The 21,674-nt window shown below is 43.6% G+C and carries 20 protein-coding genes; 11 read left to right on the top strand and 9 right to left on the bottom strand.

All coding sequences use genetic code 11. The annotated features are described in order from the left end of the window. Positions 1-105: 105 nt before the first annotated feature. From ACFI6G_RS19085 to dbpA, 3 genes are all read left to right on the top strand, one after another. Complete coding sequence (locus ACFI6G_RS19085) at positions 106-696, top strand: hypothetical protein (RefSeq protein ID WP_016796354.1); 591 nt, start codon at positions 106-108, stop codon at positions 694-696. 217 nt (positions 697-913) lie between these two features. Continuing rightward, complete coding sequence (locus tag ACFI6G_RS19090) at positions 914-1,822, top strand: aldo/keto reductase (RefSeq protein WP_016791115.1); 909 nt, start codon at positions 914-916, stop codon at positions 1,820-1,822. Between the two features lie 176 nt (positions 1,823-1,998). Continuing rightward, positions 1,999-3,378 (top strand): ATP-dependent RNA helicase DbpA, encoded by a 1,380-nt coding sequence (gene dbpA / locus ACFI6G_RS19095; RefSeq protein ID WP_016791114.1) that lies wholly within the window; start codon positions 1,999-2,001, stop codon positions 3,376-3,378. Positions 3,379-3,501: 123 nt separating this feature from the next. Here the strand turns inward: dbpA and ACFI6G_RS19100 are convergent, their stop codons facing one another. Then, the gene (locus ACFI6G_RS19100) at positions 3,502-3,675 is read right to left on the bottom strand and encodes a hypothetical protein (RefSeq protein WP_010431076.1); all 174 of its coding nucleotides are present in this window, start codon (positions 3,673-3,675) and stop codon (positions 3,502-3,504) included. 322 nt (positions 3,676-3,997) lie between these two features. Here ACFI6G_RS19100 and ACFI6G_RS19105 point away from each other — a divergent pair, with 322 nt between their 5' ends. After that, positions 3,998-4,834, top strand: coding sequence for a DUF6279 family lipoprotein (locus ACFI6G_RS19105; protein WP_102282441.1), 837 nt, complete (start codon positions 3,998-4,000; stop codon positions 4,832-4,834). Positions 4,835-4,924: 90 nt separating this feature from the next. On the opposite strand, the gene ACFI6G_RS19110 is transcribed toward ACFI6G_RS19105, so the two are convergent. The 4 genes from ACFI6G_RS19110 to ACFI6G_RS19125 all read right to left on the bottom strand — a co-directional run bounded on the left by ACFI6G_RS19110 (position 4,925) and on the right by ACFI6G_RS19125 (position 9,156). Then, the gene (locus ACFI6G_RS19110; protein WP_332408842.1) at positions 4,925-5,548 is read right to left on the bottom strand and encodes a 3'-5' exonuclease; all 624 of its coding nucleotides are present in this window, start codon (positions 5,546-5,548) and stop codon (positions 4,925-4,927) included. 65 nt (positions 5,549-5,613) lie between these two features. Next, on the bottom strand, positions 5,614-6,018 hold the full coding sequence (locus ACFI6G_RS19115) for a PPC domain-containing DNA-binding protein (protein WP_010431067.1): 405 nt from the start codon (positions 6,016-6,018) through the stop codon (positions 5,614-5,616). 113 nt (positions 6,019-6,131) lie between these two features. Next, positions 6,132-7,328, bottom strand: coding sequence for a DEAD/DEAH box helicase (locus tag ACFI6G_RS19120; RefSeq protein ID WP_010431064.1), 1,197 nt, complete (start codon positions 7,326-7,328; stop codon positions 6,132-6,134). A 196-nt stretch (positions 7,329-7,524) separates the two neighbouring features. Next, on the bottom strand, positions 7,525-9,156 hold the full coding sequence (locus ACFI6G_RS19125) for an NAD(P)/FAD-dependent oxidoreductase (RefSeq protein WP_010431061.1): 1,632 nt from the start codon (positions 9,154-9,156) through the stop codon (positions 7,525-7,527). 254 nt (positions 9,157-9,410) lie between these two features. Here ACFI6G_RS19125 and fdxA point away from each other — a divergent pair, with 254 nt between their 5' ends. Then, entirely contained in the window at positions 9,411-9,734 is a 324-nt protein-coding gene (fdxA, locus tag ACFI6G_RS19130) for a ferredoxin FdxA (protein WP_010431058.1), read from the top strand. A 96-nt stretch (positions 9,735-9,830) separates the two neighbouring features. On the opposite strand, the gene ACFI6G_RS19135 is transcribed toward fdxA, so the two are convergent. The 3 genes from ACFI6G_RS19135 to ACFI6G_RS19145 all read right to left on the bottom strand — a co-directional run bounded on the left by ACFI6G_RS19135 (position 9,831) and on the right by ACFI6G_RS19145 (position 12,244). Beyond that, positions 9,831-10,565, bottom strand: a complete 735-nt coding sequence (locus tag ACFI6G_RS19135; protein ID WP_010431055.1) for an RNA methyltransferase — start codon at positions 10,563-10,565, stop codon at positions 9,831-9,833. 192 nt (positions 10,566-10,757) lie between these two features. After that, on the bottom strand, positions 10,758-11,810 hold the full coding sequence (locus ACFI6G_RS19140; protein ID WP_010431054.1) for an aldo/keto reductase: 1,053 nt from the start codon (positions 11,808-11,810) through the stop codon (positions 10,758-10,760). Between the two features lie 287 nt (positions 11,811-12,097). Beyond that, the gene (locus ACFI6G_RS19145; protein ID WP_010431051.1) at positions 12,098-12,244 is read right to left on the bottom strand and encodes a hypothetical protein; all 147 of its coding nucleotides are present in this window, start codon (positions 12,242-12,244) and stop codon (positions 12,098-12,100) included. Between the two features lie 347 nt (positions 12,245-12,591). Between ACFI6G_RS19145 and pepT the strand changes: the two genes are divergently transcribed. From pepT to ACFI6G_RS19160, 3 genes are all read left to right on the top strand, one after another. Next, complete coding sequence (gene pepT, locus ACFI6G_RS19150; protein ID WP_010431048.1) at positions 12,592-13,824, top strand: peptidase T; 1,233 nt, start codon at positions 12,592-12,594, stop codon at positions 13,822-13,824. A 76-nt stretch (positions 13,825-13,900) separates the two neighbouring features. Then, a complete protein-coding gene (locus tag ACFI6G_RS19155; RefSeq protein WP_010431045.1) occupies positions 13,901-14,368 on the top strand; it encodes a DM13 domain-containing protein in 468 nt (155 codons plus the stop codon). Positions 14,369-14,519: 151 nt separating this feature from the next. Next, on the top strand, positions 14,520-15,362 hold the full coding sequence (locus ACFI6G_RS19160; RefSeq protein ID WP_010431042.1) for a mechanosensitive ion channel family protein: 843 nt from the start codon (positions 14,520-14,522) through the stop codon (positions 15,360-15,362). A 200-nt stretch (positions 15,363-15,562) separates the two neighbouring features. Here ACFI6G_RS19160 and ACFI6G_RS19165 read toward each other — a convergent pair whose 3' ends face one another. Further along, entirely contained in the window at positions 15,563-16,006 is a 444-nt protein-coding gene (locus tag ACFI6G_RS19165; protein WP_010431039.1) for a dCMP deaminase family protein, read from the bottom strand. A gap of 258 nt (positions 16,007-16,264) precedes the next feature. Between ACFI6G_RS19165 and ACFI6G_RS19170 the strand changes: the two genes are divergently transcribed. The 3 genes from ACFI6G_RS19170 to ACFI6G_RS19180 all read left to right on the top strand — a co-directional run bounded on the left by ACFI6G_RS19170 (position 16,265) and on the right by ACFI6G_RS19180 (position 21,579). Further along, positions 16,265-17,404, top strand: a complete 1,140-nt coding sequence (locus ACFI6G_RS19170) for an efflux RND transporter periplasmic adaptor subunit (protein ID WP_010431037.1) — start codon at positions 16,265-16,267, stop codon at positions 17,402-17,404. A gap of 11 nt (positions 17,405-17,415) precedes the next feature. Next, entirely contained in the window at positions 17,416-20,568 is a 3,153-nt protein-coding gene (locus tag ACFI6G_RS19175) for an efflux RND transporter permease subunit (RefSeq protein WP_372031896.1), read from the top strand. A 324-nt stretch (positions 20,569-20,892) separates the two neighbouring features. Next, entirely contained in the window at positions 20,893-21,579 is a 687-nt protein-coding gene (locus ACFI6G_RS19180; protein ID WP_010431031.1) for a MaoC family dehydratase, read from the top strand. The last annotated feature ends 95 nt before the right edge of the window (positions 21,580-21,674 follow it).

Consider the following 21,674-nt stretch of genomic DNA (forward strand, 5'->3'; position numbering starts at 1 on the left):
GCATGTATGCCCGTTTTTTTCGCCTAAAATTTGTGGCTTAAGCGGTTGTTTGTGGATTGGTCACGTATAATAGGTGATTGATACCGCACGAAATAAGCACAACTAATGAGAACTCTTCATATCTTAATCCTTCCTTTGTTATTGGCTCTCAATGCCTTTTCATTCTCTGCGCAAGCGAGTGAAAGCTGGTGGTTGCGAACGGTATTCAATATCAGCCCAATTCCACCGAGTTCTCAAAACTATATTAACGATATCGAACTCATGGATTGTGGCGAAGTTGAAGGCACTCTGTTGTGCAGTGACCTCACTCAATATTACGATTTGGATGTTTATGTTGAACTGGAGTTGGCTGACTCAAGCGTCGAGGTGGTTCGCTTAAACCTGCCTTATTCGAACCTAAGTTACACAAAGCTTCAGGTATACCTTCGCCAGGATGGCTTTGCTCTCAGTTCTATTCGTATTGGGGAAGATGAGTTTGATGTGGTCGCTCAACTCGAACAAGCGAAGCGTGAGGGAGTTGGTTACGACAAGGTAGATAAACAACTCGTCAAATTCATCAACTCACCACATCATTCCTCTGAGCAAGTGAGTGTATGGAATGTACCTAATTCTTCTTCATCATCTCGTTCTTCAGCTCCTTGGGTTCAGTTACATAGTGATGGTGACAAGTTAACGGTTGAACTAAATCGTCTCTAATTGCTCAAATTTATAGATGGTTTCGTCATTCATCAGAGTAAACAAGCCTTTCAGGAGAACGGTTGACGGGCAGACAGCAAGCTATTATTCATTTAAGTGTTCGTTTTTCTGTGGCTCTCACATTTTTAGTACGCGTTTACCTTTGCTATTTGTTATACGTTGAGCCTTCGGTAAAACGAGCTTAGGATACGTGCAGTATTGATAAAGGAGACAACCCATGGTTGCAAGAGTAACGACAGCGCCACAAGGCCCAGAACTTTCTGAGTTGGTGCAAGGATACTGGCGTACAGCAGAGTGGGGTATGACCCCGCAACAACGCCTGACTTTCCTGAAGCTGCACATTGATCTTGGTATCACAACTGTTGATCACGCGGATATTTACGGTAACTACCAATGTGAAAAGTTGTTTGGTGAAGCATTGGCGCTTGAGCCAAGCCTTCGTGATGATATCCAAATCGTCACCAAGTGCGACATCAACTTGTGTGGTGACCATACTCCTGATCGCAAGATCAATCATTATGACACCAGCGCGCATCATATTTACCAATCAGTAAATAATTCTCTAGAGCGCTTGGGTGTAACCGAGCTGGATGTATTACTGATTCACCGCCCAGATGTACTGATGGATGCAGATGAAGTAGCAGAAGCGTTCGCTGAACTGCATAAAGTCGGCAAGGTTAAGCACTTCGGTGTCTCTAACTTTTCACCGCGTCAGTTCGACTTATTGCAATCTCGACTCGGTAAGCCACTGGTGACTAACCAAGTTGAAATCAATCCCTTGAACTTTGAAGTAGCCCATGACGGCACGCTCGATCAACTGCAGATGAACCGTATTCGTCCAATGGCGTGGTCTTGCCTCGGTGGCGGTAGCATCTTCAGTGGTGATTCAGCACAAGCGATTCGTGTTCGTGATGAGTTAGAAGTAATTCGCCAAGAAGTGGGTGCAGATAGCATTGACCAAGTTATTTATGCTTGGGTTCGTCGTTTACCGTCTAATCCGATCGCTATTATTGGCTCTGGTAAGATTGAACGCGTGAAGACGGCGGTTGATGCTCTGAAGATCGAGCTGACTCGTGAGCAATGGTATCGCGTGTGGGTTGCATCTAAAGGTCACGGTGTGCCTTAAAGACTTTTTAGGAACTCGTATTTCTATACAGACTTAGATGTCACAACATAAAAACCAGCGACCCAGCTGGTTTTTTTGTATTCGCCTAACATGTTGCTCCAAAACTGTGATTAAGGTGGAATAATTTTCAAAAACACTCATAATGCACTCTGTTTTTCACCAGTTGGATATTTCCATTGAGCACTTCAAAATTCTCTTCAATCGCCCTTAAGCCAGAGCTTCTAAATACGTTAGATTCTCTTGGTTATACTGAAATGACGCCTATTCAAGCGTTGAGTCTTCCTACTATTCTGGATGGCAAGGATGTTATCGGTCAGGGTAAAACGGGTTCAGGTAAAACAGCTGCCTTTGGTTTAGGCGTGCTGCAAAACCTACGCGTTAAGCGTTTCCGTGTTCAGTCTTTAGTGTTATGTCCGACTCGTGAGCTTGCAGACCAAGTAGCAAAAGAGATCCGTACTCTTGCTCGTGGTATTCACAATATTAAAGTACTGACACTTTGTGGCGGTATGCCAATGGGACCTCAAATTGGTTCACTAGAGCATGGCGCGCATATTCTTGTGGGTACTCCTGGTCGTATTCTTGATCACCTAGAGAAAGAGCGTATTGATCTTTCTGAGCTCAACACGCTTGTGTTAGATGAAGCGGACCGTATGTTGGAAATGGGCTTCCAAGATGCGCTAGATGCGGTGATTGAAGCGGCACCAAAAGATCGCCAAACGCTATTGTTCAGTGCGACTTTCCCTAAACAGATTAAATCTGTTGCAGACCGTATTATGCGTAACCCAGAAATGGTGAAAGTTGAATCAACACATGATCACTCAAGTATTCAGCAACACTTCTACAAAGTGGAAGGAACTGAAGCTCGTGATGACGCATTAGAGTTACTCCTTCTTCATCATCAACCAGAATCTGCGGTTGTGTTCTGTAACACTAAGAAAGAAGTTCAGAACGTAAACGACGAGCTAAGCCACCGTGGTTTTAGCGTTATCGAGCTTCATGGCGACATGGAACAGCGTGAGCGTGACCAAGCTTTGGTTCAATTCTCAAACAAAACCATCTCGATTCTAGTGGCAACAGACGTTGCAGCTCGTGGTCTTGATGTTGATAACCTTGATGCAGTGTTCAACTTTGAACTGTCTCGCGATCCTGAGGTTCATGTACACCGCATTGGTCGTACTGGTCGTGCAGGAAGCAAAGGTGTTGCGATTAGCTTCTTTAGCGAAAAAGAGATGTACCGTGTTGCTCAAATCGATGAGTACATGGATATGCCAATCGAACCGTCTCAGTTGCCAGCTAAACCAATCGCTAAGCCATATTACTCAAACATGGTGACAATCCAGATTGATGGCGGTAAGAAAGCGAAACTTCGTGCTGGTGATATTCTTGGTGCATTGACCGGTCAAGGCGGCATTGATGGTAAATCAGTGGGTAAGATCAATCTGTTCGCAATGCGTGCTTACGTAGCGGTAGAAAGATCTGTGGCTAAGAAAGCACTGAACAAAATCGAATCAGGTAAGATGAAGGGTCGTCAATTCCGCGCCCGAATTCTGAAGTAATTTGAGAATTTACCCCTTTACTGTCTACTCGCGACAGTAAAGGGTGTTCTACCAGGGCTCACTATGGCAGGTTAACCCATCGACATACCTGTTAGTATCCAAGTCTATTTTTTATTCAAACGTTCATTGGTCAGGTCTGATCGAATAAACATCGTTGATATGTTTTCCTTCGCCAAGATACCAAGCCATCGCTTCCTGTCGGTTGCTAGCATATATCGTAATGGTAGTTAGCTTTCCATCGTCAAAATAACAAAGCTCGTACTGTAACTCGCTTGTATAATGAGGAGTAGCGGCCATAGCTTACCTCCCAAATATTAATCATTTTAAAATACGTCACCATTTCTTTTATAGGGTTCGCATTACCTCAAATGAACAATAAAAAATAAGTTTTATCACTGCTATTAATTATTTTTAGTTTAATCATTTGTCGAAATGGTGAGATTATCAAGGCTAAGTCTCAATTTACCTCAAAGTTTTTACTGTCACGGCTTATTCGGGCTAGTTTTATAAGAGGTAGCTTTAGCATTTTAAGGTATTAAGTAATGTTTTAAGATCTTGAGCTAACCTTAGAAGATCGTTTTGTATTTCATTGCTTGGTAAAATGTTGTGAGAGGGTGTGATGAGAAAGTGCCGTTGGCTAGTCGTATTGATCTGTTTTCTATTTGCTGGGTGTGGGACGAAATTCGCCTATAACAACATAAGTTGGTTTGTTGTGAGTTATATCGAAGACTTTGTTTCTCTAACTAACAGTCAAGAATCAGAACTTGAAGAGCGATTGGATTTGTTACAGCAATGGCACAAAGAAACTCAACTACCGCTGTACGTCTCACAATTAGAAGTGATTGAAAATGTAGATCGCTCCGAGCTCACCTCTGCTTTTATCGTTAACCAAAGTGATCAAATAAAAAATCATATTCGCTCAATTGTTAATAAATTCTCACCTGATATTTATGCGTTGAGTATGCAGCTAAGTGCGAAACAAGATAATCAGTTCCTTAAAAATTTTCGAGAGAAACAACAAGATTCCTACCAAGAAAGATTGTCCTTAAATGATGAAGATTCGAGAGAGCGATACCGAGAACGAGTAAAAGAAAGGCTAGAACGATGGTTAGGTTCGGTATCGAAAGAACAAAAACAGATTATTTTTGCTTGGTCGCAAGAGTGGATAAATACCAATGACAGCTGGCGAAAATATCAAAATAATACATATCAGGCTCTATCGACGCTTACTGAAAAGAAGACTGATTTGCATATTGCTCAGCCTATTATTATGAAGCTGTTGCTTAACCATGAAGCTTATTATCCTGATGGCCTTGAATCCACGCTTACTAAGAATACGGAGACATCCGCCAAATTCTTGGTCGATATCGCAGCCACAAGTAGTAATAAGCAATGGGTATATTTTATGAATGAATTAGAAAGCCTCAAGTCAACGTTGGTCGCACTGCAAGAGTAGGGCGGCTCTAAGTAACACTTGTATATAATAAGGCTGATTTCGCGAAACGAATCAGCCTTTATTTCGATCTATGGTTTGTAGCTGATAGCTTTAATTGCGATGGCTCATTAGCAGCTTTGGAATCGAGCCTTTAGCGGTCTTAGATATTTTCTGCATCAGTTGAAAGCTCGGCTGTTGAATACCGTGATCACTTTGCAGTTCATCAATCATCAATAACCATAACCGTGCTGTCATTTCTGAATCGGCTAACGCTCTGTGGAAAGTACCGTCGTTGTCGATATTCTTAAAACGCACAAGGTCGCCTAGCTTATGAGTCGGTGCGTCTTGGATTAGGCGGCGAGCAATCAACATTGAGCAAGCGAACTTGCCTGTGTAGTCTCGGCCAATAAAGTCTAATTCCGCATCGAGAAAGCGCTTATCAAACGACGCATTGTGAGCAACAAGTTGGCTGCCTTGGATAAAGTCTGCAAATTCATCCATCACTTCACTGCAACTGGCCGCCGTGCTTAACATACGGTTATTGATTCCGGTATAGCTTTCAATGAACCCGCTAACACGAAACCCTGGATTCATGAGTTGCTGGAAGGTGTCGACGACTTCGCCGTTAACTAATTTAACCGCACCGATTTCAATTGCTCGGTCACCCATATTGGGTGATAAGCCTGTGGTTTCGAAATCGAGAACGATAACGGAATCTGCGGAGTTTGGAGCCATCATGTTTCCTAATACTATTTGGTTGTATCGCTTTATATGGGGCGCTAGTGCTGCTACGGGTCAATCTATTGCGTGTTGTTGCTGATAGTGAGCTCAGTGTAACCTGTCGAATCGTCATGCTCTCTGTTGAAGGTCAAGGTATCGTAGCGGTGAACAATCAATTCAGCAGTGGTCGCGATAATCGTCCCTTCAAGCAAGTGCCCACCAATCACATTTCCATTTTCATCAGCAACGGATATATGAACATGCTGGTGGTTTGGGGTTAGCGTTGCCATAAGCGACACAATTTCGAACGGAGCTTTGATTAGCTTGGTGTTGTTCGCATTAGCCAAACGAATATTGAGTTGAGAAACACACCCGACACACGACGCGACAGAGCCCGCTGAGATATTGTGCGCTGTCACAAGCTTTTGGAGTTCAAGCTTTAGGTCTTGCCCACGGGTTAACCTCGTTGCGATAGGAGTGATCATCTTATTGCCTCAGTTTTATTTGTATTTCAAAGAACAAAACGAAGCCACATAGGGCTTCGTTTGATTTTCATTTTGGCTAACGTGACTTTTGTATTTTCTGTAACTGAAATTACTTAGTCTTGTTGCTGTTCTCTTTTCTTCTTAGGAACGAAGTTCAATACTGAAATTGGTACTTCTTTGCGTGGCTCGAAACCTTCAACAACGCGACGTTCAATCAAGTGACCAAGACGTTTTTCAATAATACACAGGTTCTTGAAGTTATCTTTCGATAGGAAAGAGATCGCTTCACCAGATGCATCAGCACGGCCTGTACGACCAATACGGTGAACATAGTCGTCAGCTGGGAATGGGATGTCGTAGTTGACTACGCGGCTTAGATTATCGATATCTATACCACGAGCAGCAACCCCTGTTGCAACTAGATATTTTAGACGACCTTTCTTGAAGTCAGCCAGAATCTTTTCACGAATCGCTTGGCTACGTCCACTGTGGAACGCTTCTGCTTGGATACCACGCTTTTCAAGTTGAGCAACCAACTTAGCAGCGCCGTGCTTAGTCTCGATAAAGATAAGCGCTTGGTCCCACTCGCCGTCAGTGATCATGTGGCTTAACAGTGCAGATTTACGGTCTTTATCGACTGTAACTAGCCATTGTTCAATGTTCGCTTTAGATGCGTCAGTCTTAGCGATAGAAATCTCTTCCGCTTCACTGATTGCGCTTTTCGCTAGCGCACGCACTGGCGTTGATAGCGTTGCTGAGAACAACAGGTTTTGAATGTTTTGTGGCAAACGTGCGATGATCTTGTTGATGTCTTCGATGAAACCCATGTCTAGCATGCGGTCGGCTTCATCAAGAACCAGTACTTCAACTTCATCAAAATGAACCGCGCGTTGTCCGTACATGTCGATTAAACGACCTGGTGTTGCCACAAGAATATCGACGCCTTCAATCAAGCGGTCTTTCTGGTGCTGGTAAGATACGCCCCCGTACATCGCTAGTGATGTTAGGTTTAGGAACTTCGCGTACTTAGTAATGTTCTGTTCAACCTGAATCGCAAGCTCGCGAGTTGGTGTCAAAATAACAGCACGAATACGTTTTTTACGTTGTGTTTCACCTTTACTTAGCATTTCTAAGATAGGGAGAACAAAGCTCGCAGTTTTACCTGTACCTGTTTGTGCAGCAGCAATTAGGTTCTTACCAGAAAGCACAATCGGAATTGCTTTTTCTTGAATAGAGGTTGGCTTTTCATAGCCTTGTTTTGCAACGGCTTTAACAATAGGTGAGCTTAATCCAAGCTTGGAAAATGGCATAAGTTTCTCGGTATGATTTGGCTAAATAGCGATGGAAAGGTTCAACAATCTTATATGAGGATAAGATTAATGGCTGCATTCTACCATGTTGCTTGCTCACCGCTAGTCACATGCACATAAAAAAATCCAGTGTCGACAAGACACTGGATTTTCAGTTTTGGGTGTTCGCTATTTAGCTTGGGTTTATCGAAAGCGTTTAAGCGATCTCAATCTTCTCGGCTTGGTTTTGCTCTGCCATTGATAGTGCTAGCGCTTCTGCAGCCTTAATACCATCAATACCAGCGGAAAGGATACCGCCTGCGTAGCCTGCACCTTCGCCAGCAGGGAAGAAGCCCTTAAGGTTGATGCTTTGGAAGTCTTTACCACGTTTGATGCATACAGGAGAAGACGTACGAGTCTCAACACCAGTTAGTAGGCCGTCTGGTGTAGAGAAACCTTTGATCTTCTTCTCGAACGCTGGGATTGCTTCACGAATCGCTTCGATAGCGAAATCAGGCAGTGCTTTTGAAATATCAGTCAGGTGGATACCCGGTGTGAACGACGGTTGTACTTCACCGATTGCACTTGGATCGCGACCTTTCAAGAAGTCACCGATTTTCTGAGCTGGTGCATCGTAGTTTTCACCACCAAGTACATAAGCGCCACTTTCTAGTTCACGTTGTAAACGGATACCAGCCAGTGCGTCACCTGGGTAATCACGCTCTGGGTCGATACCTACAACGATTGCACTGTTTGCGTTACGTTCTGCACGAGAGTATTGGCTCATGCCGTTAGTTACTACGCGGCCTTCTTCAGACGTCGCAGCTACTACAGTACCGCCTGGGCACATACAGAAGCTGTATACAGTGCGGCCATTCTTACAGTGGTGAACCAGTTTGTAGTCCGCAGCACCTAGGATTGGGTTGCCTGCGTTCTTACCGAAACGCGCTTCATCAATCATCGATTGTTTGTGTTCGATACGGAAACCAACAGAGAAAGGCTTCGCTTCCATGTAAACGCCGCGCTCATGTAGCATTTCAAACGTGTCACGAGCACTGTGGCCAACAGCCAGTACTACGTGGCGTGACTTAATTTCTTCACCGTTAGAAAGCGTTAGGCCAGTGATTTGGCCATCTTCCATATGAACGTCGTCTACACGAGTACTGAAACGGATTTCGCCGCCGAGTTCAATGATAGAAGCACGCATCTTTTCGATCATCGTAACCAGTTTAAAGGTACCGATGTGCGGCTTACTCACGTATAGAATTTCTTCTGGTGCGCCTGCAGCAACGAATTCTTCAATTACTTTACGGCCGTAGTGCTTTGGATCTTTTACTTGGCTATAAAGTTTACCGTCAGAGAAAGTACCTGCGCCGCCTTCACCAAACTGTACGTTTGATTCTGTGTTTAGCGTACGCTTACGCCAGAAACCAAAGGTATCTTTAGTACGTTCACGAACTTCTTTACCGCGCTCAACAATAATTGGGTTGAAACCCATTTGAGCAAGCACTAGGCCAGCGAACAGACCGCATGGGCCAAAACCGATAACCACAGGGCGCTCAGTTTGGTTCTCAACGGCCTTAGCGACAAACTTGTACTCCATATCAGGAGTCACTTTTACGTGCGGGTCGCTGATGAATTGTTCTAGCAGCTCAGCTTCGTTTTCAACGAGAACATCAAGCGTGTAGATAAGTAAGATCTTTGATTTCTTACGAGCATCGTAGCCACGTTTAAAGATATTAAAAGATAGTACCTGACCAGCGTTAATGCCAAGCTTTGCTTCAATAGCGTCTTGAATGGCTGACTCTTCATGGTCTAGCGGGAGTTTAATTTCGGTTAAACGTATCATTTTGATGTCTCGTTTTTATAGGTGTCTTAGCTAGATCGTTTCTTAATACAGAGTTTGATGAAAACGCTGATGTTGAAAGAAGCGATAAGCTCACAATGGCGCGCATTTTACGAGAAATTGATTTATCTGTCATACTAATTTGGAAGCATGGAGCAAATAGACACGATATTAGAGTCGTATGATGTTGAATTTTGCCTTGGGATGAGTATTATCCCCCATTCTTCAATTTTGACTAACTTATAGAGCAGAGCATCATGGCGTTTGTCGTAGGCGATAATTGTATTCAATGTAAATACACAGACTGTGTGGCGGTATGCCCCGCAGATGCGTTCCATGAAGGCCCGAATTTCATGGTAATCAACCCAATCGAATGCATTGATTGTGGTTTATGTGTACCTGAATGCGACGCTCAAGCGATCTTCCAAGAAGATGAACTGCCAGAAGATCAAAAGATCTTTATTGAAGTGAATGCCGAGCTTGCCGAGATCTGGCCAGTACAAACGGAAGTAAAAGCACCGATGGATGACGCTGAAAAGTGGAATGGTGTCGCTGATAAGTTGGCAATGCTAGAAAAGTAATTGTTGAAAAGAACTCAAATAAAAAGGCGTACTGATTTAATCAATACGCCTTTTTAATATCTGAACATTGTCGACTGGCTCGTTAGCTTATGAGATCTAGCTATGCTGACGACGCATGTTGTCGAGAATAATACCGGTCGCCATTGCTACATTCAGAGACTCTGCGCCACCGAATGCTGGAATCGTAATCTTATCAGTTACGTATTTAGCGGCTTGTTCACGAATTCCGTGAGACTCACTGCCCATCAGTAAAATACCGTTGGCAGTAAATTCCGTCTTATGAACACTTTCGCCTTCTAAGAACGCCCCGTAAACCGGTAGGTTCGCTTGCTCTAAGTATTCAGGTAAGTCTGTTTGGCTTACATGTACTCGGCCAAAGCTGCCCATGGTCGCGCTGATCGTTTTCGGGTTGTATGGGTCTGCACAATCGCTGCTCGCAACGATATGCTTAATGCCATACCAGTCTGCGACGCGAATAATCGTACCTAGGTTGCCTGGGTCAGATACACCATCCAGCGCAATCATCAATCCAGTTGCTTTTGGTAGTTCAAATGTTGGGATCTCAACAACTGCAATCGCTGCGTTGTTACTCACCAAAGTACTTGCTTTGGTTAGGTCATCCAGTGAAGCTTCAACACAATCAAACTCAAATAGTGATGCGTGATTTTCAGATAAGAAATCAGCCGTAGCAAAGACGTTCTTAACAACTAAGTCACTATTGAACAGCTCAAGAACGTTCTTTTCACCTTGAACTAGAAACTGGCCGTGGGCTTTACGTTGTTTCTTTTGGCCCAAAGCACGAAGGAGTTTTAATTGGTTTTTTGAAATCATGTTTTTATCCTAGATATAAGCCCGCGCATTATAGAGCAAAGGTTGGAGAACCAAAAGCGTGATAACTCATGCGATCCACTAAAAAGCAAAAGCAACCAACTTAAAAAAGAAAAGCGCACTAAATAGCGCGCTCTTATCTGATTTACTTGCTTAAGATTAAGCTGAACTGAGAAGGCTAGGTGAACTTATAGCTTAATATGGAACAGGGTAGCTCTTAAACACTGTGTTGATATCAGTGAGTATCTCTTCTGATAGAGGCTTGCTGAAAGCTGCTACGTTTTCTTTCAGTTGTTCCATGGTGGTTGCACCAATAATTGTGGAGGTGACACCATCAACTTGATTACACCATGCTAATGCAAGTTGGCTCGGTGTAAACCCGTGTGCGTTCGCCACTTCAACATAGCCTTTAACCGCTTCATTGGCAGTTTCAGTATCACGGAAGATGCCTTTACGTTGCATGTAAGTCCAACGGCTACCTTCCGGTCTTGCGCCATCGATGTACTTTCCACTCAACATGCCTGCAGCTAAAGGTGACCATGGTAGATAAGCGACATCTTCATGCACACAGTTCTCAATTAGATATGGCCAATCTTTTGCGTGCAGCAGGCTAAATTCATTTTGTATAGAGACCATACGCGGCAAATCATGCTTTTCGCTTAGCTTGAGGTAAGTGTTAATGCCCCAAGTTGTGTCATCTGATAAGCCGACATGACGAATCTTGCCCGCTTTAATGCAGCTCGCCAGGGCTTGTAGGATCTCTAGCATCTCTGCTTCATGTTGTTTTCTGTCGATATCGCTGAATCGAATATGATTTGGGAAATGTTTACCAAAGTGAGGCGTTGTCCGATTTGGCCAATGAAGTTGGTAAAGGTCGATATAGTCTGTTTGTAGGCGTTTTAATGACGCGTTAACGGCTGCGATCACGGCTTCACCGGTTATTGGACCACCATCTCGAACCCAAGGAAGTCCAGGTCCGGCAATTTTACTCGCGATGATTAATTCTTGGCGACGCTGCGGATTACGCGATAACCAATTACCGATAATCGCTTCTGTTTTACCGTAAGTGTCAAGTGAAGGTGGCACCGCGTACATCTCTGCGGTATCAATAAAGTTAATACCTTGGCTTAGTGCGTATTCGATTTGTTGGTCAGCTTGTTGTTGAGTATTTTGCAGCCCCCAAGTCATGCTACCTAGACAGATTCGGGAAACGGGAATTTGACTACTTCCTAGTTTTGAGTATTCCATTGAATTCGGGATTCCTGTGGTTAAGTTCTCTGGTACTCGCGTTATAGTTTTTGAAAGGGGCGAGTGAGGAATGAAAACGAATATGAATTATTAGCACAAAATGACACGACAAGGTATGGCTTTGGTGGGTTTAGTCAGGCGTTTTTTTGCGTTGCGAGTTTGCTTTACTCGGTCAGTACCAAGGTTTATGGATAATAAATCGGCAAGCATAAAAAAAGCTCTACGACATAGAGAAGTAGAGCTCATTTGTTGGGGGTACTATAAATTGGTACGTCGTATAACTTAAGTTAAGAGGCAGCGTTTGTATCAAGCCCGCCTTGGGCCTGCGCCTGTCTTAGAGCTTCCTGCCTTTGAACTTCTTTCTCTGTTAATACTGGTTGAAGCGTTTCCTCAGAGGCTTGAGGAGAGAAAATGAAATACTTATTAATCGTCATAACTGTGTCTCCGTGTAACGTATGACAAATTCTGCATCAAGGATAAATTGTGATCATCATCCACTTTGTACTTTTTTTAGGCTGAGAGCGAAGGGCGTAGAATGCGTACAAAGTCATCGTTTATCATCCCTGTGCAAGGTGTAACTGACGAAACCCTCTTTTTACAGTGTAGGCGGCTTATTTAATTTCGCTCAATAATGATTTAGAGCAATTACACAGATGGTCAGGGGCGTAAGATGAAAAACCTCGCTACTGACTTTGTGTTTGTATTTATCGAATACTACATCGTTTTTTTAGATAACAATTAGGTCAGTAAATCAATTACTTAATCCATGGTGAGATAAATTATGGAAAAGCTTGTAGAACGTTTCCTGAATTACGTTACTTTTGATACTAAATCCGATCCCTCTAATCAGCAGTGCCCAAGTTCTCCGGGGCAAAATACGTTTGCTGAAGTCTTAAAATCAGAATTGGTCGCATTGGGATTAGCGGACGTCTCTTTAGACAAAAATGGGTATTTGATGGCGAAGCTGCCGTCTAATGTTGATTACGCGGTTCCTGCTATTGGTTTTGTAGCGCATATGGATACCGCTCCTGATGCTTCAGGAGCAAATGTGAAACCACAAGTGATCAAAGATTACCAAGGTGGCACGATTGAATTGGGTACAAGTGGTGAGAGTTTGAACCCAAGCCAATACCCGGACCTTGATGGCCTACACGGTCATGACCTTATCACTACAGACGGTACAACTCTACTTGGCGCTGATAACAAGGCGGGTATCGCTGAAATCATCAGTGCGATTGCCCATCTTAAAGCGAATCCAGACATCAAACATGGCGATATTTGTATTGGTTTCACGCCAGACGAAGAAATTGGCCGTGGTGCAAACCTGTTTGATGTTGAAAAGTTTGGCGCCGAGTGGGCGTACACCATCGATGGTGGGCCAGTAGGGGAATTGGAATTTGAGAACTTCAATGCCACGAGCGCTGACGTTATATGTCATGGCGTGAACGTTCACCCGGGTACCGCAAAAGGTAAAATGGTGAACTCAATGAACATCGCTGCGCAATTCCAATTGATGATGCCAGCGCAAGATACACCAGAGTGCACTGAAGGTTATGAAGGCTTCTACCATTTGAAATCGGCTGAAATGGGTGTGGCTCGCTCTGAGCTGGGTTATATCATCCGTGATTTTGAACGTGAGGGTGTAGAAGCGCGTAAGACATTCATGCAACAGAAAGTGGATGAACTGAACGAGCGTCTTGAGAAAGGCCGTGTTGAGTTGGTGCTAACTGATAGCTACTTCAATATGAAAGAGATGGTTGAACCACATCAACATATTATCGAGCTAGCAAAGCAAGCGATGATTGAATGCGATGTTGAGCCAATGATCAAACCTATCCGAGGTGGTACAGACGGTGCTCGCTTATCTTTCATGGGTCTACCATGTCCGAACATCTTTACTGGTGGCTATAACTTTCATGGTATTCATGAATTTATTACCATTCAAGGTATGGAGCAAGCGGTAAAAGTGATTGTCGAATTGTCTCAACGCACGGCAACACATTACCAAAAATAGCCGTTTGAAACGCGATATCTCTTTGTATTTTTGAGGGTATTCAATAATACTCTCTTTAAGCATAAGGGAGTACGCGATGAAAAAGTTAGTTTTACTTTGTACCCACTTAGCCGTGGGTGCTGTTGGTTTTGGGCTTGGTGTTTATGCGCTACCTATCTTGATTGAGCCTGATTCTCCGTCTTCAAGTTCGGTTGAAGCGATCAGCCAACAGGCTATCTACACAGGTGAGTTCAGCAAAGACCGTCAAGACAGTGACTTCTTACATTGGGGAGAAGGCATCGTTTCTGTGTCTGAAAGTGCGATCGCTTTTGAAGGTGAACTGGCACCGGGGCCGGATTATAAGGTTTACCTTTCTCCTAAGTTTATTGAAACCGAGCAAGCCTTTAATGAAAGTAAAAGCGAGTTACTGAGAGTGGGAGATGTGAAAACATTCGACCGATTTATGGTTAACCTTCCGGAAAGCACTGATCTTAATCGATTTAATACGGTTGTGATTTGGTGTGAAACTTTTGGCCAATTTATTACTTCTGCCAAGATAAAATGATAGCCTTACCTAAGCTAATTTAGGCACGAAAAAGCGCTCCATTTCTGAGCGCTTTTTTATAATGTGTTGTATCGACCTAAATATGGTTGAGTTAGTCGCTGTAAAGCTCATTGTTATAGAGCTCAATGTTTTAATGCTAAAGGAATAAGTAATGGAAAAGATGTGGCAAGTAATAGATTTCCTACTCGCTCATAAATTTATTTTTAGTGCACTGATCATTTGCATTATTTTAATCATCCGTCGAATCACCTTGTCTCGAATTCGCGGTGATGTCGCTTTCCTTAGTGAAGACCAGCGTAATTGGATGTCACGAACAAAGAACGGCACTTTTGCTGTGATTGTGTTCACTATGTTTGTTTTGTGGAAACCTGAAATAAGCGAGTTTGCACTGTCTGTAACTGCCATTGCCGTTGCGATAGTCGTGGCTTCGAAAGAGATCATTTTGTGTTTCACTGGCTCTATTCAGCGAGCGAGTTCACGTTCGTTCCGAATTGGTGATTGGATTGAGGTAGGTAAAATCAGTGGTGAGGTGATTGAGCACAATTTGATGGCGACTGTGATTCAAGAAATCGATTTGTATCACGGGCAATACCACTTCACTGGCAAGACAGCCACGCTACCTAATAGCATGTTCTTCACTTATCCGGTAAAGAACCTCAACTTCATGAAGCGCTATGTCTATCACAACTTTTTTGTGACGGTAAAAGACTTTGTAAATCTATACCCAATGGTGCCGGATCTTATCGTGAAAATTGAAGAGCATTGTGAAGAGTTTATCGATGTTGCCCGTCGTTATAATGGTGTGATCGAGAAGCACGCTGGCGTTGACCTTCCAGGCTCTGAACCTCATATTCATATCACAAGCAGCTCAACGGGCGAGCAAGAAGTGCATTTTATGATTTTCTGCCCAACGGAAAAAGCCGTTCACTTAGAGCAAGATATTCGCAAAGATTTTATGGAAGCGTACGCGTTGGAATTTCCAGCTAGCGCTTAATCTAGTTTTCCTGTTTGAACTAGGTTGCGCGTATAAGCATGTCCTAGTTAGGTTAGTTTTACTGAAATAAATAAAAAGCCGAGAGCGATCATATCGACTCTCGGCTTTTTTGTACTTGGAATCTAGCTCTACGCTAGCGGCAACGTACTTATCAGGGCAGTTTGCTTGTAGAGATCGCGACTTCAGATCACCTACTGAAGTTAGTCTAAATCAGCGAGTGGTAACCAATCGACGGTTACACCAGCTTGCTCAAACATATCTTGGCTTACTTTGATCTTGTCTCCCCAACGAGAAAGGAAGTCCTCACTTTGTTCTGGGCAATGAACGGCAGAGATACCCGTTTGGATGATCTTTGCAGCACAGTTAGGACAAGGGAAGTGAGTCACCCAAATTTCGCAGCTATCTAAATCACGCTTGGCGAATAGAATTGCGTTCTCTTCGGCATGCAGAGTTTTGAGGTACTTCATTTCACGATCATCAGTATCAGCACTGTCAGATACGCCATGAGGATAGCCATTAAAGCCCACCGAGACAATGCGGTTATGTTTAGTAATTACCGCACCAACTTGTGTTGATGGGTCCTTACTCCAAGAACCAACCAACTCGGCCATTTGATAGAAACGTTTAGCCCATTTTGAAATCATGTGAATTACCTTAAGTAATTAAATATGAATGCTTATGTACGAAGATACATGATGTTAGTCAATATACCTAGTTGATAAAAGTGGGAAGGGTGATTTGGGGTAAAATTGTTACTTGTTTGTAAGTGTTTTATAAGCATCAGGTTTCGTGTTACACGTTGAAACACATTTCAAGTAATAATTGATATTCCTCGGACATTTTAGGCATTTGTGTTACGTAACTTTTATGCTGTTCAATTTCTCATAAGTGACGGTATAACCATGCGTAAAAAGTTAATCCTTACGGCTCTTGCAAGCTCTCTTTTTCTTGCTGGGTGCGGGCAAGACGCCCAAAATACCAACCAGGCGCCTTTACCTCTCGTAGCTGTACAGGATGTTAGTGTTATTTCTCACCAGCAAAGTAAGTCGTATATCGGTCGTATTGAAGCCGTTGAAGACACGGCGATCACAGCGCAGGTTTCTGGTTATTTACAAAGCCGTCATTTCAAAGAAGGCCAAATGGTCGAAAAAGGTCAATTGCTTTACTCAATCGAACCTTCTTCATTTGAAGCTGAAGTAGCAAGTGCAAAAGCGTCTGTTGCTCAAGCGAATGCCAACCTTAAAAAAGCCGAGCTTGATTTCAACCGAGGTAAAAACCTACTTCCGAAAGGCAGCATTTCTCAATCTGAATTTGATGCATTGACCGCTTCTTTATTAGGTTCTCAAGCGCAACTTGAAGCGAGCCACGCTCAGTTAAATGCAGCCAACGTTCAGCTTTCGCATACCAAAATCGTTGCGCCTTTTTCTGGAAGAATCAGTGACACTAAAGTGAGTAAAGGTGATCTGGTTTCACCGTCTTCGGGTGTACTGACTACCTTGGTTAGTTTAGACCCAATCCATGCTTCATTTAGTATTAGTGAACGTGAGCGTATTGAGCTAGGCATGGATCGTATTGAAGGTGATGGCAGCAGCGACTCTGCGCGTGTTGAAGTTGAGATTGTGTTGGAAAGTGGTGAAGTATTTGAACACCTAGGCCAGCTCGACTTCTTAGGTAACCGAATTAACCTGAATACCGGTACGATCGCAATGCGTGCCATTGCTGATAACCCAGCACAACAATTGCTTCCAGGACAGCACGTTCGTGTTGATCTTCGTGATAAACAATCTATTGATGTTGTGACTATTCCGCGCCGTGCGGTTCAAACCGACTTAGAAGGTGACTTTGTAATGGTGTTGGTCGAAGGCGAAGCAACCCCTGTGGCTGAGCGTAGAAATATCGAAATGGGTCGACAGGTTGAAGGTGGTGTAATCGTTCACTCTGGACTAGAGAAAGGCGACGCGGTCATCACTCAGGGCTTGCAGCGTGTGCGTAATGGTATGTCTGTTCGCATCCAGCCTTCTGCTGCTGAACAAGCCGAGTAAGGGGCGTAGTTATGTTAAGTCGTTTCTTTATTCAAAGGCCTAAGTTTGCCCTTGTAATATCCATTATATTGACACTGGCAGGTGCGATTTCTCTCGCTATCTTGCCTGTGGCTGAATATCCAAAAATTAGCCCACCTTCTGTTAGCGTGTCAGCATACTACACAGGTGCAAGTGCTGAAGTTGTAGAACAGGCTATAGCCGACCCCATAGAAACGTCGGTTAACGGCGTAGAAGATATGATCTATATGTCTTCTAAAAGTGCTAATGATGGTTCGTACAACCTTAACGTGACCTTTGACGTGGGTACTGATGCCGATATGGCTCAGGTCAACGTTCAGAACCGAGTTGCCCAAATCGAATCGAAACTTCCCCAAGAAGTAAGAATGGTGGGTGTAACAGTTAAGAAACGTTCACCTGACTTGTTGATGGTATTGAACTTCTACTCGCCAAACGGTGAGTACGACGATCAGTTCCTAATTAACTACGTAAACTTAAACATTAAAGACCAATTGGCTCGTGTGTCGGGAATTAGTGAAGTGAACGTGTTGGGTGGTGGTGAATATTCGATGCGTGTTTGGTTAGACCCTGAGAAAATGGCTAACCTAAATTTAACTACATCAGATGTTTATGGCGCGTTGGCTGAACAGAACGTTCAAGTGGCTGCTGGACGAATTGGTGCTGCACCTTACAGTAACCCGCAGGAAGTTCAGTTCAACTTGGTAACAAAAGGCCGATTAGAAACGGCTGATGAATTTGAAAACGTTGTTCTACGAGCAAATCAAGATGGTTCAAGTATTTACCTAAAAGATGTTGCACGTGTTGAACTGGGTAAAAAGTTCTACGACGGCAACGGTAAATACCGAGGTCAAGATGCTTCAATCGTAACGCTTTCTCTACAATCTGATGCAAATGCGTTGGAAAGTGGTAAGGCGGTAATGGCAATGCTGGACAATTTAAGCAAAAACTTCCCTGAAGGCGTTGCTTATGAAGCGAGTTATGACACCACGGTCTTCGTTGCTGAATCGATCAAAGGGGTAGTTAAGACGCTAATCGAAGCTATTTTGTTGGTAATCGCGGTGACTTACCTATTCTTAGGTAGTGCCCGTGCGACGTTGATTCCAGTGGTTGCGATTCCGGTATCTCTGATTGGTACTTTTGCGATCATGCAGATGACAGGCTTTACTATCAACACCGTGACGTTGTTTGGTTTGATCTTAGCGATCGGTATCGTAGTAGATGATGCGATCTTGGTTATCGAAAACGTTGATACTACCATGGCCAAAGATCCGACGATCTCCCCACGTAAAGCCACACTGATTGCGATGAAGGAAGTAACCGGTCCTATCGTAACTTCAACCTTGGTTCTGTTAGCCGTTTTCATACCTGTAGCTATGCTGCCAGGTATCACTGGTATCATGTACCGTCAATTCGCTCTGACTATCTGTATTGCGGTTGTTATCTCTTCTATTAACGCACTAACGCTTTCTCCTGCACTGTGTTCGCTGGTCCTTAAGCAGGGGGGGGGTAACACGGCACGTTGGTACCAAGCGTTTAACCGTGGTTTAGAAAATGTGACTAACAAATATGGTCAAATCGCTGGCTTCCTTGTGAAAAAGGGTGTTCTGCTATTTACCTTCTTTGTTGTTGCATTGGCTGCCGTTACTTACTTTGCGAAGACGACGTCTACAGCGTTCGTACCTCAAGAAGATAAAGGTATTTTGCTAGTTAACGTACAACTACCGGATGCGGCATCGTTATCTCGTACTGAAGACGTGACAGAGCAATTACTCGAGATGGTAGAGCAAGAGCCGGGTGTTGATGGTGTGACTCTGGTTAATGGTTACGCGTTCATGACGGGTGCTTCCGCGTCAAATGGTGCGTCGTTATTTATCAAGCTTCACGATTGGGATATGCGCAACGCATTAGAGGGTGAGCACTCAGCTTCTGCTATTTCTCGTCGTATTAATGGCCGAGCAGCAACTGAATTACCTCAAGCGATTGTTTTTGCTATGGGGCCTCCTGCGGTACCTGGCATGGGTGCAGCATCTGGTTTTGAGTTTGTTCTTGAAGATACACTAGGTCGAAGCCGCACTGATTTGGCAATGGTAATGAATGACGTGATTGCTGAGGCCACGAAACAGCCTGAGATTTCACACACATTCAGTACATTCCGTGCCAACGTGCCTCACTACTATGTTGATATTGACCGTGAGAAAGCACAGCAGTTGGGTATTCCGTTGTCGGAAATCTTCCAAACGCTACAAGGTAACCTTGGTTCTCTTTACGTGAATGATTTCACTATGTTTGGTAAGAATTTCCGTGTAACCATGCAAGCTGACAGCGAACACCGTAGCAGTATGGATGACCTGCAACGTTTCCATGTACGCTCGTCTAACGGTGAAATGGTTCCGCTAAGCACTTTGGTGACCTACGATCAGATCTTCGAACCTGATGTAGCATGGCGTTACAACATGTACCGCAGTGCGGTGATTCAAGGGCAACCTGCACCGGGCTATTCAAGTGGTGATGCGATTGCAGCAATGGAGCGTGTGGCCGCTGATGTCTTACCTCAGGGTTATCAGTACGAATGGACCGGTATGGCTTACCAAGAAGTACTGGCAGGCAACCAAGCTATTTTTGCATTTGCGCTGGCACTGATCTTCATCTACCTGTTTATGGTGGCTCAGTACGAGAGTTGGACAATACCTATTGCGATTATCTTAGTGGTCCCTGTCGCAACCTTAGGTTCCTTTTTAGCGCTGAATTTAACCGGTACACCACTGAACCTTTATGCACAAATTGGTTTGGTACTCTTGATAGCCTTGGCCGCGAAGAACGCGATCTTGATTGTGGAGTTCGCGAAAGTTGAACGTGAAAAGAAAGATGCATCAATCGAAGATGCGGCTGTTAAGGGCGGTACATTGCGTTTCCGCGCTGTGAACATGACCTCTTGGTCATTTATCCTTGGCATATTCCCACTCATCTTCGCTGCGGGCGCAGGTCATGTAAGTCAGAACTCTCTGGGTATTTCATTGATTGGTGGTCTGTTATGTGTGCTACTCGCCGGTACGTTCCTAATCCCTGGCTTCTATGCATTCGTGCAACGTAAGCGTGAAAAGGCACACGGTGGTAATACTAAGTTAGTGCCATTGGATGATGAGTAAGGAATTTGACTACTTGTGAGTTAATCGTTGGATATTAACTCCTTGTAAGCTCATTTCTACAAAAGGCTTAGTGTTGCGCTAAGCCTTTTTTATTCCACATGTGAATAAAAACGCTATTTATATAATCAAATGTTTACTATGTGATAGAGCTAATGCTCTAATTTGGGTTTTGTAATAAAATGATGTTTTATTATTAAGTTGTTGTTTATTAAGGAAATATCAAGGTTCAGCTAACGGGTGTATGCTCGAAAACATTTGCACAATAGTGTGAAGTGTTTCAAAATTACGAAGTTATATTGAAATTTTCTGTGCATTGAGGTTCTTATGAAAGTCATTGATTTATTTAAACACCGAGGCGATAGCATGTCTTCGCAACACTCAGAGTTTATGCAATGGATGTCTCCAGCTCTTAGAGATTACTGGGGCGACTTTCTAAACCGTACGCAAAACAGCCATTTTTTCGCGTGGGTTCGTGATCACCACAAACCAGCGGTAAACGAAGATGCACCAGAGATGCCAATTGAGCAGCCAATCGTGCTAAAGCCCGAAGCACAACTTGTGTTTGATGAGCTTAAACAGCAGATTGGTGAAGTGATTCATACTGGTGACTGGATCAATGTTAGTCAAGACCGTATTAATCAATTCGGCCTTGTTACTGAAGATATGCAATGGATCCATACTGAACCTTCTAAGGCTGAAACAGACTCTCCGTTCAAAACAACCATCGCACATGGTTTTTTAACGTTATCGCTGCTTCCTCGATTGACAGACAGTGTTGACCCGGACAAATCTCAATTCCCAACAGCGAAGATGGTTGTAAACATTGGTCTTAACCAAGTACGTTTTCCATACCCTGTAAAGTCAGGTAGTAATGTTCGCGCTAAAAGTACGCTAACGAAAGTGACGCCAATTAAGAAAGGCTTAGAGATTGAACGCGAAATTCGTGTAGAAATCGAAGGTGTTCGTCGCCCTGGTGCTGTGATTGTTTCGGTAATCCAACTGCACTTTTAGTACTTTGTTGTAAGTGGTATAACTCTTAAATAAAGATTATAGATTCAAAAAAGAGAGAGCTTAGTGCTCTCTCTTTTTGTTTATACGATATCTCG

Source organism: Vibrio sp. PSi01 (assembly GCF_054960695.1).

Excerpts from the sequence above, each read along its gene's own strand:
- ACFI6G_RS19160 (WP_010431042.1), top strand. The coding sequence starts at position 14,520 with ATGGAAAAGATGTGGCAAGTAATAGATTTCCTACTCGCTCATAAATTT.
- ACFI6G_RS19170 (WP_010431037.1), top strand. The coding sequence starts at position 16,265 with ATGCGTAAAAAGTTAATCCTTACGGCTCTTGCAAGCTCTCTTTTTCTT.
- ACFI6G_RS19165 (WP_010431039.1), bottom strand. The coding sequence starts at position 16,006 with ATGATTTCAAAATGGGCTAAACGTTTCTATCAAATGGCCGAGTTGGTT.
- ACFI6G_RS19135 (WP_010431055.1), bottom strand. The coding sequence starts at position 10,565 with ATGATTTCAAAAAACCAATTAAAACTCCTTCGTGCTTTGGGCCAAAAG.
- ACFI6G_RS19145 (WP_010431051.1), bottom strand. The coding sequence starts at position 12,244 with ATGACGATTAATAAGTATTTCATTTTCTCTCCTCAAGCCTCTGAGGAA.
- ACFI6G_RS19180 (WP_010431031.1), top strand. The coding sequence starts at position 20,893 with ATGAAAGTCATTGATTTATTTAAACACCGAGGCGATAGCATGTCTTCG.
- ACFI6G_RS19105 (WP_102282441.1), top strand. The coding sequence starts at position 3,998 with ATGAGAAAGTGCCGTTGGCTAGTCGTATTGATCTGTTTTCTATTTGCT.
- ACFI6G_RS19110 (WP_332408842.1), bottom strand. The coding sequence starts at position 5,548 with ATGGCTCCAAACTCCGCAGATTCCGTTATCGTTCTCGATTTCGAAACC.
- ACFI6G_RS19175 (WP_372031896.1), top strand. The coding sequence starts at position 17,416 with ATGTTAAGTCGTTTCTTTATTCAAAGGCCTAAGTTTGCCCTTGTAATA.
- ACFI6G_RS19125 (WP_010431061.1), bottom strand. The coding sequence starts at position 9,156 with ATGATACGTTTAACCGAAATTAAACTCCCGCTAGACCATGAAGAGTCA.
- ACFI6G_RS19140 (WP_010431054.1), bottom strand. The coding sequence starts at position 11,810 with ATGGAATACTCAAAACTAGGAAGTAGTCAAATTCCCGTTTCCCGAATC.
- fdxA (WP_010431058.1), top strand. The coding sequence starts at position 9,411 with ATGGCGTTTGTCGTAGGCGATAATTGTATTCAATGTAAATACACAGAC.
- ACFI6G_RS19085 (WP_016796354.1), top strand. The coding sequence starts at position 106 with ATGAGAACTCTTCATATCTTAATCCTTCCTTTGTTATTGGCTCTCAAT.
- ACFI6G_RS19090 (WP_016791115.1), top strand. The coding sequence starts at position 914 with ATGGTTGCAAGAGTAACGACAGCGCCACAAGGCCCAGAACTTTCTGAG.
- ACFI6G_RS19100 (WP_010431076.1), bottom strand. The coding sequence starts at position 3,675 with ATGGCCGCTACTCCTCATTATACAAGCGAGTTACAGTACGAGCTTTGT.
- pepT (WP_010431048.1), top strand. The coding sequence starts at position 12,592 with ATGGAAAAGCTTGTAGAACGTTTCCTGAATTACGTTACTTTTGATACT.
- ACFI6G_RS19115 (WP_010431067.1), bottom strand. The coding sequence starts at position 6,018 with ATGATCACTCCTATCGCAACGAGGTTAACCCGTGGGCAAGACCTAAAG.
- ACFI6G_RS19120 (WP_010431064.1), bottom strand. The coding sequence starts at position 7,328 with ATGCCATTTTCCAAGCTTGGATTAAGCTCACCTATTGTTAAAGCCGTT.
- ACFI6G_RS19155 (WP_010431045.1), top strand. The coding sequence starts at position 13,901 with ATGAAAAAGTTAGTTTTACTTTGTACCCACTTAGCCGTGGGTGCTGTT.